This window comes from Streptomyces sp. NPDC103540, assembly GCF_055584445.1.
In genome coordinates, this window is record NZ_JBVJMA010000003.1 from 241393 (window position 1) to 253510 (window position 12118).

The 12118-nt window shown below is 67.4% G+C and carries 10 protein-coding genes, 1 tRNA gene and 2 pseudogenes; 6 read left to right on the plus strand and 7 right to left on the minus strand.

What is annotated here, in order from left to right; translation table 11 throughout:
* Positions 1–226: 226 nt before the first annotated feature.
* Positions 227–1261 carry a hypothetical protein gene (locus ACZ6ZI_RS09090; protein ID WP_469518098.1) on the minus strand — a complete coding sequence of 345 codons (1035 nt, stop codon included), beginning with the start codon at positions 1259–1261 and terminating at the stop codon, positions 227–229.
* A 247-nt stretch (positions 1262–1508) separates the two neighbouring features.
* Between ACZ6ZI_RS09090 and ACZ6ZI_RS09095 the strand changes: the two genes are divergently transcribed.
* The gene (locus tag ACZ6ZI_RS09095) at positions 1509–2435 is read left to right on the plus strand and encodes a Yip1 family protein (protein WP_469518100.1); all 927 of its coding nucleotides are present in this window, start codon (positions 1509–1511) and stop codon (positions 2433–2435) included.
* 89 nt (positions 2436–2524) lie between these two features.
* Here ACZ6ZI_RS09095 and ACZ6ZI_RS09100 read toward each other — a convergent pair whose 3' ends face one another.
* The gene (locus ACZ6ZI_RS09100) at positions 2525–3022 is read right to left on the minus strand and encodes a phosphoribosyltransferase (protein ID WP_363053693.1); all 498 of its coding nucleotides are present in this window, start codon (positions 3020–3022) and stop codon (positions 2525–2527) included.
* Positions 3019–3606 carry a dCTP deaminase gene (gene dcd, locus ACZ6ZI_RS09105; RefSeq protein WP_125813236.1) on the minus strand — a complete coding sequence of 196 codons (588 nt, stop codon included), beginning with the start codon at positions 3604–3606 and terminating at the stop codon, positions 3019–3021. Before dcd ends, ACZ6ZI_RS09100 begins: the two co-directional genes overlap by 4 nt.
* Before the next feature lie 469 nt (positions 3607–4075).
* Between dcd and ACZ6ZI_RS09110 the strand changes: the two genes are divergently transcribed.
* The 3 genes from ACZ6ZI_RS09110 to mauJ all read left to right on the plus strand — a co-directional run bounded on the left by ACZ6ZI_RS09110 (position 4076) and on the right by mauJ (position 6962).
* Positions 4076–4149, plus strand: a tRNA-Gly gene (locus tag ACZ6ZI_RS09110).
* A gap of 205 nt (positions 4150–4354) precedes the next feature.
* A complete protein-coding gene (locus ACZ6ZI_RS09115; protein WP_469518103.1) occupies positions 4355–6016 on the plus strand; it encodes a hypothetical protein in 1662 nt (553 codons plus the stop codon).
* A gap of 73 nt (positions 6017–6089) precedes the next feature.
* Entirely contained in the window at positions 6090–6962 is an 873-nt protein-coding gene (gene mauJ / locus ACZ6ZI_RS09120; protein ID WP_469518105.1) for a methylamine utilization protein MauJ, read from the plus strand.
* A 170-nt stretch (positions 6963–7132) separates the two neighbouring features.
* Here mauJ and ACZ6ZI_RS09125 read toward each other — a convergent pair.
* A pseudogene (locus tag ACZ6ZI_RS09125) lies at positions 7133–7729 on the minus strand (tyrosine-type recombinase/integrase); the annotation flags it as partial.
* Between ACZ6ZI_RS09125 and ACZ6ZI_RS09130 the strand changes: the two are divergent.
* Both ACZ6ZI_RS09130 and ACZ6ZI_RS09135 read left to right on the plus strand, forming a co-directional pair.
* On the plus strand, positions 7722–7952 hold the full coding sequence (locus ACZ6ZI_RS09130; protein ID WP_469518107.1) for a hypothetical protein: 231 nt from the start codon (positions 7722–7724) through the stop codon (positions 7950–7952). The pseudogene ACZ6ZI_RS09125 and the gene ACZ6ZI_RS09130 sit on opposite strands and share 8 nt — an antisense overlap.
* A 48-nt stretch (positions 7953–8000) precedes the next feature.
* Positions 8001–8141: a hypothetical protein gene (locus ACZ6ZI_RS09135; RefSeq protein WP_469518109.1), complete on the plus strand. Its 141-nt coding sequence runs from the start codon at positions 8001–8003 to the stop codon at positions 8139–8141.
* A 64-nt stretch (positions 8142–8205) separates the two neighbouring features.
* Here the strand turns inward: ACZ6ZI_RS09135 and aspS are convergent.
* From aspS to ACZ6ZI_RS09150, 3 genes and pseudogenes are all read right to left on the minus strand, one after another.
* Positions 8206–9503: pseudogene (gene aspS / locus ACZ6ZI_RS09140) on the minus strand (aspartate--tRNA(Asn) ligase).
* Between the two features lie 407 nt (positions 9504–9910).
* A complete protein-coding gene (locus ACZ6ZI_RS09145) occupies positions 9911–10699 on the minus strand; it encodes a very short patch repair endonuclease (RefSeq protein ID WP_469518111.1) in 789 nt (262 codons plus the stop codon).
* Between the two features lie 4 nt (positions 10700–10703).
* A complete protein-coding gene (locus tag ACZ6ZI_RS09150; protein ID WP_469518113.1) occupies positions 10704–12074 on the minus strand; it encodes a DNA cytosine methyltransferase in 1371 nt (456 codons plus the stop codon).
* Between the last annotated feature and the right edge of the window lie 44 nt (positions 12075–12118).

Consider the following 12118-nt stretch of genomic DNA (forward strand, 5'->3'; position numbering starts at 1 on the left):
CCGAGACCGAGACCGAGGCCACCACGGCCAAGCCGGACGAGGCCAAGCCGGACGAGGCCAAGCCGGACGTGGCCAAGGCGGACGAGGCCAAGCCGGACGTGGCCAAGGCGGACGAGGCCAAGTAACCGGCGGCGCCCCCGGCGCCCCGTCACGACGGACGACGGCCGGTCCCCCTCAGGGGGGACCGGCCGTTCCCGTATCCGTACCGCGGTGGGCGACCGGAGGACTAGCGCCGCCGCAGCATCGCGAAGCCCAGGCCCGCCGCGCCGACCGCGGCCATGCCGCCACCGGCGGCCAGCAGCACCGGGGCCTCGGCCCGCGGGGTGTGGACGCCCTCCGCGCCGGCCTTCACGGCGCCCTTGGGGACGACCCGCTCGGGGGTGCCGGTGACCGCGGCGGGAACCGGCTTGCCGCCGCGGCCCCGCTCGACCTTGTACGTCTCGATCAGTCGGCCGGTGGCGAAGTCGTAGACCCAGCTGTCCCCACCGCCCTTGCCGTCGATGACGACGAACTTGACCCGCTTGCCGTCCTGGACGAGCTTGTACGTCCAGCCGTCCTTCATCACGCTCGGGTGCTTCAGGTCGATCGTGCCGAGGAGGTGCCCGTTCGAGGTGCGGATCTCGACGCGCTCGCCCTTCGGGCCGTCGATCAGCTTCGCGACGCACCCGTCCGGCACGGCGATCCGTACCGAGCGCTCCTTGCGGACCTCACGGTCCGGCTTCGGGTCCGGCTTCGGTTCCGGCTTGGGCTTCGGCTTGGGCTTCGGCTTGGCGCCCTCGATCCACGAGGTGACGGTGCCGTTCGGCTGGAGGACCACGTGCAGGCCGTTGTGCTGTCCGTACGCCGGCTTGCCGCCCTTGCTGACCAGGGTGTCGAGCTTCGTGCCGCCCGCGAGGACGTCCGCCTCGAAGTGGCCCCCGCCGATCCGGTAGACCTTGGCGATCGATCCGTCGGCCAGCTTCACCGTGGTGACGTACGCCCGACCCTCGACCGGCGGCTTCGCGGCCGGGTCGGTCGGCCGGGTGCTCGGGTCCACCGCGGGCAGCACGGAGGGCTCGACCGACGGGTCGACCGACGGGTCGACCGACGGGTCGACGGCCGGCCGCTCCACCCCCGGCAGGACTTCCGGCTGCTCCGGACCCGTCGGGGAGTCCGCGAAGGCCGCGCCCACGGGCAGCGCCAGGACGGCGGCGGCTCCGGCGAGGACGGTGGCGGTACGAAGGGTGCTGCGGCTGGTGCGTCGGGTGCTGCTGCTGCGCATGGTGAGGGACTCTTTCCGTGCTCGTGCGTCACTCCTTGGCGGCGACATCGACGAAGCTACGGGCCCGATATGTAGGCATTCCCTCGGCAATGTAACGAACCTCCGCAGACTGACCCGCAACCGGGTAAATCACCCACCGGATCCCCGTCCCCCACTCCCCCTAGGGGATGTCACAGCTCAGCCGCAAAGGCGGCGTGTTCCGGCGGCCCGGCCACCCTCGCCCGACGGAGCAGGTACTTTCGATCACGTGGCTGGATTCAGGATCGGACGCGGGCGCGACAACAACCGCCCCCCGCAACAACCCCCGCACACCCCGCGGCAGCAGCCGTACGGTCAGCAGCAGCAAGCGCCGCAGGCACCGTACGGGCATCAGCCGTACCCTCCCGCCGGCCCACCGCCGCAGCAGGCCTGGCCCCAGCAGGGCGCGGCCGGGGGGCACGGAGAGCCGGAGTACTTCGACCCGTACGGGCAGCAGCCGCAGCAGCCGCAGAGCCCGTACACGGCCCCGCACGAGTCCTCGTACGCGAACAACCCGGGCCACACCCAGGCCTTCTCCTTCGGCGAGGACCCGTACGGCCAGGCGGCGAGCTACCAGGCGGGCCCGGGCCCGGCCCCGGCCGCGGCGCCGGTGGGACCGCGGCTGCACTGGAAGGAGCTCCTGCGCGGCATCGTGATGCGCCCGGGGCCGACGTTCCTCCAGATGCGCGACTACGCCGTGTGGGGTCCCGCGCTCGTCGTGACGTTCCTCTACGGCATGCTCGCGGTCTTCGGCTTCGACAAGGCCCGCGAGGACGCCATCAAGGCGACCCTCACCCAGGCGATCCCGATCGTGCTCAGCACGGGCGTGGCCTTCGTCATCTGCGGGCTGATCCTGGGCGCGGTCACGCACACGCTGGCGCGCCAGCTCGGCGGTGACGGCGCGTGGCAGCCGACGGTGGGGCTGTCGATGCTGGTGATGTCGATCACGGACGCCCCGCGTCTGATGTTCGCGATCTTCCTGGGCGGCGACAACATGTTCGTCCAGGTCCTGGGCTGGATCACCTGGCTCGCCGCCGGCGCGCTGTTCACCTCGCTGGTCAGCAAGTCGCACGACCTGCCCTGGCAGAAGGCGCTGGGCGCGTCCGCGATCCAGCTGGTCGCCCTGCTGTCGATGATCAAGCTCGGCACTCTCTAGAGCCACGCGAGAGGGGCCCGGCGCACGCTGTTCCGCGTGTGCCGGGCCCCTCTCGCATGCGCCTCGCGCGTACGTCTTGCGCGTACGTCCTACGCGTCGAGGACCTGGCCCTCGCGCTTCACCACGGGCGGCTGGACCGACCAGGGGAACTCGATCCAGTCGTCGGTGCGCTTCCACACGTACTCGCACTGGACGAGCGAGTGCGACTTCTCGTAGATGACGGCGGAGCGGACCTCGGCGACGTGGCCGAGGCAGAAGTCGTGGACGAGCTTGAGCGTCTTGCCCGTGTCGGCCACGTCGTCGGCGATCAGGACCTTCTTGTTCGTGAAGTCGATCGCCTCGGGGACGGGGGCCAGCATGACCGGCATCTCCAACGTCGTCCCGACGCCCGTGTAGAACTCGACGTTCACGAGGTGGATGTTCTTGCAGTCCAGCGCGTACGCCAGGCCACCGGCCACGAACACGCCGCCGCGGGCGATGCTCAGGATGATGTCGGGCTCGTAGCCGTCGTCGGCGATGGTCTGGGCGAGTTCTCGGACGGCGTTGCCGAAGCCCTCGTAGGTCAGGTTCTCGCGTACTGCGCTCATGCGTCGTGCCTCACCTGGGTGCGGTGGAAGTTCTGGAAGGAGCGCGAGGCGGTCGGCCCGCGCTGTCCCTGGTACCTGGAGCCGTAGCGTTCGCTGCCGTACGGGAACTCCGCGGGCGAGCTGAGCCGGAACATGCACAGCTGCCCGATCTTCATGCCCGGCCAGAGCTTGATCGGAAGGGTGGCCAGGTTCGACAGCTCCAGGGTCACGTGCCCGGAGAAACCGGGGTCGATGAACCCGGCGGTCGAATGCGTCACCAGACCCAGCCGGCCGAGGCTGGACTTGCCCTCCAGACGGGAGGCGATGTCCTCGGGGAGGGAGATGACCTCGTACGTCGAGGCGAGGACGAACTCACCCGGATGCAGGATGAAGGCCTCGTCCCCCTCGGGCTCGACCATGCGCGTCAGGTCGGGCTGCTCGATCGCGGGGTCGATGTGCGCGTAGCGGTGGTTCTCGAAGACCCGGAAGAACCGGTCGAGGCGCACATCGATGCTGGAGGGCTGCACCATCGACTCGTCGAACGGGTCAATGCGAACCCGTCCGCTGTCGATCTCGGCCCGGATGTCTTTGTCGGAGAGAAGCACGTCCCGAGGATACGCAGAGCGCGCGGGCCACCCCCAATCGGAGCGGCACCCGCGCGCCCGGCCCAATCCCGTCCGCTAGCGCTTGGGCGAACCGCCCACGGGCACGGCGTGACGCAGCCGCGCGCACCGCGGACACCGCAGCAGCCGTCCGGGCCCGATCCGGCCGGCACCGAGATGCTGCAGCGGGAACGAAGCGGTACTGAACACGTGCCCTTCGGCACAGCGGACGACGGTGTGCTCCATCGAGTCCCTTTCCCCAACGAGCCGTACTGCGATGAATCGCCACATTAGGGGATGAAGAGGACCCCGCGCCGGCCGCCGCTCCGCACCGCAACGGTACGCCCCAACTCCCGCCCCCACGAACCGCGATGCCACCCGAAAACACCGACGACCCCACGGGTCGATTCACCGGGGGTCGATCATGGGGTACAGTGTGCAACGATACGGCTCCAGGAAACTGGACCGCTGTGCGGATGTAGTTTAATGGTAGAACATGAGCTTCCCAAGCTTATAGCGCGGGTTCGATTCCCGTCATCCGCTCCAAAGCAAAGCCCCAGGTCAATGACCTGGGGCTTGTTTGTTGTCTAGACCCATTCGGCCCCGCATGCCATTCGCGTGCCATAACTTCCCTAATGGGGCGTCAGGTTGAGGGGCTTCCGCTCACAGCCCACGACGCGGCCCTGCCATGGGATGCGCATTCACCCTCTGACGCCGCCTCTGCACGGCAGACTGTCCGCAGGAGGGCGCCATGACGAGTGGTCCATCGCGCTGGGAACTTGTAGCGCAGCAGGCGGACGCCTACGAGACGGCGGCTGCCGTCCTGCTGAACCTCTTGAACCCCGAGGTGCTCCGTGTCGACGGGGCAGGGGGTGATGGGGGGCGGGACGCACTGTTCCGATCCGATGACGGCCTCCTCTCGATCTACGAGATGAAGTCGTTCACAGGCCGGGTCGACCACGGCCGCCGCCGCAAGATCGAGAACTCGCTGGCGCGCGCCGCGGGTCACCAGCCGACGAGCTGGACCCTCGTGGTCCCCATCGACCCCAGCCCTGCAGAGCTGGAGTGGTTCGACGGACTCCGCGGTCGCTACCCGTTCCCATTGAGCTGGTACGGATTGAACTGGCTGAAGGCGCGGGAGCTGGAACAGCCAGCATTCGCCCACTATTACCTCCACGAGGGGGGCTTCTGGACCACGAGAGAGGTCCTGCACCGGCTCGCTGAAGGCCAGCACGTCGCTGTCGCAGATGGGCCGGAGGCGCTCGCACGCGTCGGGGATGCAGTCACGCAGCTCAACGAGATCGAGCCTCATTACCGGTTCTCCGTGACGGTCGGCCCGTCCGGCGAACGCATTTCGATGGAACCGGCGTACCGTGGAGCCGAGGTAGACCGGCCGACCACCCTCAGCCTCAGCGCGGCCTTTCCCGACACTCCCGAAGGGCGGGATGCGCGTGACGCGTGGGAGCAGTTTCTGGACTTCGGTGATCCCGTTGAGCTCACTGGCGACCACCTCACCCGGCTGGTCCTGGACCTTCCAGCCGGCCTCGGAATTCAAAATGAGCCCCCACACCCATCCGCGCTTCTTCGCCTGGGATCTAGCGACGCATCCGGCCCCGTCATCGCTGCACGCGCCTTGATCGAGGACGAGAACGGCCGACGATTGGCTTCCCTCCCCGTAGACCTGCAGGCACGCCACAGGGGGAGGCGAGGCGCAGTCGCTACGGGGACGGATCGCACAGGCTCGCTGAAGATCAGTCTTCGGCTGGACGCGCAAAACCGGACAGCCCATACGAGCTTGTCCATGTCCCCTGTCCCGGGCCTGCACCCCAGTGAGAGGCTGGCTCTCCTTCGCTTCGCACGGCTGGCCCGGGCCCCACATCGGTTCCAGATGCACTTGCAGAACACACCCGTGGGCCCTTCCGTGCTGTGCGGCACCGTGGACGACGACACGGTCAGTGATGAGGCGCTGGACGACGAGATCCTCCTCATGGAAAAGCTGGACGAGGTCCAGCGGCGTACCGGCACCCCCTTCGGTGTTCCGGAGCACATCTCTCCGGGCGACCGAGCAAGCATCAAAAGGGCATGCGAACTCCTCCGTGGCCTCAGCGTCGAAGTACCGCCCACGCTGAAGCATTGGACCCTTGCCCGTCCAAGGGACCTCCCCGAGGCTGCCGCGCAGTACCTACAGGTCGACGAACGGATCGAGCTAGCACTGAAGGATCCGGACTTCACCGTGGAGATCTTCGGACAGCCTGTGCCTCTCGGGGCTGCCGAGGTGACCATGCCGGCTTCGCGGATCACCGCCATCGTGACCGCAGAGGAGGGAGGCGAAGACCAAATCACAGCGCAGCCATTCGCGCCGGCCAAGCGGCGGCGGGTACGTCTCCTCGATCTATCGGCCGACGACAACTGACCGCAGCCCACGCAGCAACAGGCAAGTGCGAAAACAGCCCCACCGGGGCAAGGCCGGACCTACGATCGGTGCCGTGATCAACTGGGAACGTGCCACCTTCGGTATATGCGCCTCAGGGCTGAGCGTCGGCGAGGGGTTCGCGGCAGATGACCGATGGGCCATCGTTGAAGACCCTTACGAGCACCTGTTCATGCCCATCCCTCTGTCCACGGATGGGCAGTACGACCCGAACGCCGACCACGCCTCCCTGGGGCAGACCCTGTTCTTCGCGGACTGCCTCGCGTTCGATCACGACTCCCCCACTACCGTCCTGCCGTACAGGAGGGACACCCCGCCGCCGTACGAGGCGATCGGGCATTGGAGGGCTCGGGAGGACCCTAGCCACTACTACCGTGATTCCCTCGCAGCCGTTGTAGAGCACGCGCACGCGCTCCGGTATACGGGCGGACTTACCCTCCGGTACGCAATCGAGGGCGACCCCCTCACGCGGTTCGAGGACCGGTTCGAAGGCCGCCAGGAGGCCCTGTCCCTCTACTCCGCGACACTCCGGCAGGTTGACTTCCTCTCCGAGTACCTCGGCCTCTATCGAGTCCTTGAATGGCCGTGCAAGGACAACGGGAAGGCATTCATCGAGGCCAACTTGGATGAACTGCGCGACTACGACTTCGGATCCTTGCAGACGTTCGAGTCAGACTTCCCGCTGAACAAGACCGAGGACCCGATCGACGTGTTCGAGACCCTCCGAGAACGGGCACTTGGACGGATCGAAGCGCTCCGGACCGCAGCCATCGACATCCCCAAGCACCTCTACGCTCTCCGCAACGGGCTGGCCCACGGGAAGCAAGACCTGATCCTGAACGACCTCGGCCCCAGCGTGGACGCGGTTGCCGCCGACCTCCCCGTGGTCAAGCTCCTCGCCCGCATGGCTGTGGAAAAGGGGCGGTGACCTGGCCAGGCCTCGGGGCGTGTGCCCGACGAAACGAGGACTTTCCCGCACCCTCTGCTTGACCCACGCCGCCCGACATCGTATCTCGCCACTTTCGCGGGGCACATGGGCAAGCTCAGCAATCGTGATTCTCGTTCCGTCGCGATGCTCGGTGCCTGGACGAGGCAGGCTCAACCGGCAAGATCCGAATGAGTCGACCTTGCAGACAGAGGCAACATGTTCGCGGCAACGCTCCCTGCTCTTCCATGAGCCCCGCTCGCTGTCTGGCTGCGGACGGTGGCGTCTATGTCTTCGGCGAGGCGGCGCTGGTGCTCCTTCGTGGAGTGCTGGTAGATCAGCTGGGCCCGCTCCGAGAACTGGCCCGCACGGAGCATGAGGTCCTTCAGCTTGGCGCCGGTGTCGGCAGCGAGGGTGTTCCCGGTGTGGCGCAGGTCGTAGAAGCGGAACTCTTTCGGCATGCGGACCGCCTCGCGGGCCTTGCGCCACTTTCGGCCGAAGGACGTACCGCGAAGGGGCTCGCCCTTCTCGCCCACGAAGACCAGGCCGTCGGGTCCGTCTTCTGCGAACCACTCCAGGTGCCGGCGGACGTCGAGGAGCACGAAGCTGGGCAGCATGATCTCCCGCTTTCCCGCACGGGACTTGGGTTCTCCTATCACCCTGTGGCCCGTGTTCAGCTCCGGGGCGGCCCTGCGCACGCGGACCGAGCCCGCGTCGAGGTCAACGTCGGTGCGTCGCAGCTCGGCCAGTTCCTCGGGCCGCATGGAGGCGCCCATCTTCTTCCTGTCCTCCCAGGGAGCCGCGTCGACGTACCACAACGACTCGCACGGCCTCGTCTGGCAGGTCCACGGCACCAAGACCTTCCACAGCTACCACAACCCCGACAAGCACCTGACGGCTGAAGCCGCCATCATTGGGGGGACCACTGCTGAGGAACCGCCAGCGCACGACGAGGCCGAGCGGCAGTCGGTGACCATGTACCCCGGTGACTAGCTGTGGAACCACGCTCTGACCCCGCACTGGGTCACCGCCGAGTCCCCGTTGGCGCTCAGCGTCACGCTGTCCCACGGTGGCCTGTGCCACCAGGGCCGGTACGCCGACCGCGAGCTGGCCCTCCGGTCCCACTGGGACAAGTACCCGGCCGAGGCGTGGACTTTCGACCTGGGACACACCCGCTACTGATCACGGCCCTGCCGCTGCCCCCACCGCCGAACCGGCGGCGGGGGCAGCGGCACGTACGGCTACGTCAGGGGGTGAGGCGGTTCGGTCCGCAGAAGAGGAAGGCCGCCTCACGGATCGAGTCCAGGCCGAGCATCACCATGAGGATCCGACCCAGGCCAGCGCCGAGGCCGCCGTGGGGCGGGCAGCCGAAGCGGAAGATGTTCAGGTAGTCCTGCATCGGCTCGGTGCTCATGCCCTTCTCCTCCGCCTGCTTCAGCAGGACGTCGGAGCGGTGCTCGCGCTGGGCACCGGTGGTGACCTCCAGGCCCTTCCACAGCAGGTCGAAGCTGAGCGTCAGGTCCGACCGGTCCGCCGGGCGCATGTGGTAGAAGGGCCGGATGCTCGCCGGGTAGTGCGTGATGAACGCGAACTCGTGCCCGGTCTGCTCCTTCATGTGCGCGGCGATCCGACGCTCACCGTCCGGGTCCAGGTCCTCCTTCGCCCACTCCGGGTCCCAGCCGCCGGCCCGCAGGACCTCTTGCGCCTCGGCCATAGTGATCCGCGGGAACGGCGTCTCCGGAACCGCGACCTCGACCCCGAAGACCTCGCGGATCCGCTCACCGTGGACCTCGGCCACCTTGGCGATAGCGTGGGCGAGCATCTGCTCCTCGAAGGCCATCACGTCCTCGACGTCGTCGATCCACAACAGCTACACGTCCACGCCGGTGAACTCGGTCGCGTGCCGGGAGGTGAACGACGGCTCGGCCCGGAAGACGGGGCCGATCTCGAAGACCCGGTCGATGCCAGCGGCCACCGCCATCTGCTTGTAGAACTGCGGCGACTGCGCCAGGTAGGCCGACCGGTCGAAGTACCCGAGCTTGGACACCTCTGCCCCGGAATCCGAGGCGGTCCCCATCAGCTTCGGGGTGTGCATCTCCGTGCACCCGTGCTCCATGGCGTACTCGCGAAGCCCCTGCTCCAGGGTCGTCTGCACCGCAAACACCAGCTGCGCGGTCTCCCGCTTCCGCACGTCGAGGAAGCGCCAGTCGAGCCGGTGCTCGGGCCCGGTGTGCTCGTCGATCGGCAGCGGGGTCTCCGCCAGGTTCAGCACCTCGACCGACTCGGGGACGAGCTCCAGACCGCCGAGCTTGACCTGGGCCGCGTCCACGACGCGCCCGGTGATCCGTACGGCGGACTCCGGGGTGAGGGACTCGAGCAGCTCCTCCAGCGGGCCGCCGTCGCGCTTGTGGGTCACCTGGACCATGCCGGAGTGGTCGCGCAGGATCACGAACTGCATCTTACGCTGCAGCCGGAGACAGAGACGATCCGGTCGATGTGGCCGCGTAGGTCAGAGGTCAGAACGCGGCTCGTGGTGTGGATCATCGCAGCCCTTCAGGGGCGTCGTCATGATCCCTTGGGAGTGCGGGCGAGAAGGGAACTCGCGGTACCACCGCACTTTCGCCGCCACCCGAGGGCAACAGCCTCATTCAGCCCGATGACGGGGGCGACCCGGCCGGACATTGGGCCTGGCGGCCGTTCCTCCCCGCGCTCAGGAGGATCTTCACCTCGGGCGCGAGTCCGCCTTCCCAGCTACCGGCGGCTCTCTCTGCTCGCGTGATCCTTGGCTACTCGTCTCCAGCAACGCGTTGCCCACGAGAATAGGGAGCTCATGGGCACCTCGCAACGGATCAACAGCGATGGCGGAGGCGATGGCCGAATGCCGCTCTTGCTCGCAGTCGGCCCTATGCCCCACCCGCGTCATGCACCTCGTGCCACCACCGAGGGGGAGGTCACCTGCCCCTCGGAGCAGAAGTGTTCTCCGGGGTGCCGAGCCGAAGCTGTCGCAGCGTCTGCTCAACACGATCCGCCGCCGAGGCAGAATCATCATGCTCCCAAACCCTGACGACCGTCCATCCGGCAGCGAGCAGCTTTTCATTGGTCTCGGCGTCGCGGGACCGGTTGCCGTCGATCTTGTCGCGCCAGAAGTCCGCGTTCTTCACAGCTGGGCGGTAGTGATCTGGACAGCCGTGCCAGAAGCAGCCGTCAACGAAGACCGCGAGCCGATCGCGGGGGAAGACGAGGTCCGCCCTGCGTCGAATCTCCGCGAGTGGCCTCGCGTCCACTCGATAGCGCAGACCTCGCTGATAGAGCAGGCTACGCAGGGCCAGCTCCGGCCCTGTGTCCTTTCCTCGGTTGCCCCGCATGGAGGCACGAACCTCGGGTGAGGAGGCAGTCGACTGCGAGGGCAGCGGTTCCTCCGTCACGAGTCGCTTGTCCCAGGCACACTGCCACGCCTCGACCAGGTTCTCCCGCCTGGAGTCGTGCTCGACCTCACAGACGTACTTCTCTTGGGTCTTTCCATCCTGCGACCAGCGCAGATAAGCGCGAATGCGCCGCGTGCTCCTGTAGAGCCGGAGGCTGATCGAGGCCCTCGCGAAGCGCCCATCCCCCAAGGCGATGTTGCGCCGACCACGGCCTCCAGCGGCACGGTCCTGCTCCACCGCCGGCGCGATAGAGCCAGACCGACGCTTATACGCCCGCTCCGGTGGTAGCTGCTCCTTCCACCCTGTCTGCGGCATGCTCTTAGTGTCCCGCCGCCGCAAGGGCCTCGGCGACGGCGTTGGCAAAGAACTCACCGAGCACGACGGGAACCGCGTTGCCCAGCTGCCGCATCTGTTCTCCGCGGGGGCCGGATCCGAGCCACTCGTCCGGGAAGGTCATGACTCGGGCGGTCTCGCGAACCGTCATGTAACGGTGGAGGTGGGTCCAACCAGTAGGCGAATCGGAGTCGCGAACACGGTCGTCCAGCAACATCACCGATTCGCCGCCGGGTACACCGTGCACACCGGCCTTGACCGTCTTCGCCGGCCGATCGAGTCCATTCGGGGTGTGCCCCTTGTAGATGCGAGCGCCAGGCCAGCCGAAGTGATCGGCGATGCCGACGCTCTTACCGAAGTCGGGGCCGGGGCCTCGGCGGTACTCCGCGAGCTGGTCAAGGTCCACGGGCGGCAGCGCCGGAAGTCTCACGTCCGTGCCGTATCCCTGGATGGCGTCACGCAGCGTGCGCCACGGGCGGCAGTCGTCCTCCTTGATGACCTTGGGCAGGTTCGCTCGAACCTGATCACGCACATAGTCCGGCACAACATCGCCGTGACGCCGCCAGTACTCGCCGTCCTCATCTCGCATAGACCGAAGCAGCGCCGCGTCGGAAAACCTCGGCGTGTTGACGTCCTTCGTGAACGCGTCGATGTCCACTCCGAGGTCGGCCCGGAAAGCGATGAGGACAACGCGATTGCGTACCTGAGGCACTCCGTAATCAGCCGCGTTGACCGGCACCATGACGACCTTGTAGTGATCCGGGTCGCTGTCTTCGTCGGACAGCTTTCCGAGGATGCCCTGCAGGTGCGAGTTGTGCGCCTGCCACTTGACCTCGTCATCCCGCTTCTCGAAGGGAAGACGCAGTTCGTTCTGGATGTACTCGAAATACCCCTCAAACGAAGGGCGCAGCAGGCCGCGGACGTTCTCACAGATGACCGCCTTCGGCCTCATCTCGCGAACGGCCTTGAACATGGCGGGAAACATATTGCGCTTGTCCTCGTCGCCCTTGGCGACGCCACCCGCACTGAACGGCTGGCACGGCGGCCCACCGGCCAGCACGTCGACCTTCCCCTCAAGGGCCCCCAGATCGAGGTCGCGAACGTCTCCGGGATAGAGGGGCGCGGGCTGGCCGGGCTTCGGGGGTTCGGGCTTCTTCCCGTCGGAGAGCAGCAGACCGTCGACGCCAAGGGTCTTCTGCGCGCTGGCCACGAGGGTCTCGCAGGCGCGCTTGTTGAACTCGTTGAACAGGAGCGGACGGAAGCCCGCTTGGTGAACCGCCATGGCGAGGCCGCCCCCACCCGCGAACAGCTCAACACTCGTACGCGGAGCCTGTGTGTCTTTTGCCTGTTCAACCATGAGAGAACCATACCGCGGAGCGGCCCATCCAGGCACTACTTTCA

Bases quoted from the DNA above. Each gene is read 5' to 3' on its own strand.
- ACZ6ZI_RS09145 (WP_469518111.1), bottom strand. From the start codon at position 10,699: ATGCCGCAGACAGGGTGGAAGGAGCAGCTACCACCGGAGCGGGCGTAT.
- ACZ6ZI_RS09115 (WP_469518103.1), top strand. From the start codon at position 4,355: ATGACGAGTGGTCCATCGCGCTGGGAACTTGTAGCGCAGCAGGCGGAC.
- ACZ6ZI_RS09130 (WP_469518107.1), top strand. From the start codon at position 7,722: ATGGAGGCGCCCATCTTCTTCCTGTCCTCCCAGGGAGCCGCGTCGACG.
- ACZ6ZI_RS09150 (WP_469518113.1), bottom strand. From the start codon at position 12,074: ATGGTTGAACAGGCAAAAGACACACAGGCTCCGCGTACGAGTGTTGAG.
- ACZ6ZI_RS09100 (WP_363053693.1), bottom strand. From the start codon at position 3,022: ATGAGCGCAGTACGCGAGAACCTGACCTACGAGGGCTTCGGCAACGCC.
- ACZ6ZI_RS09090 (WP_469518098.1), bottom strand. From the start codon at position 1,261: ATGCGCAGCAGCAGCACCCGACGCACCAGCCGCAGCACCCTTCGTACC.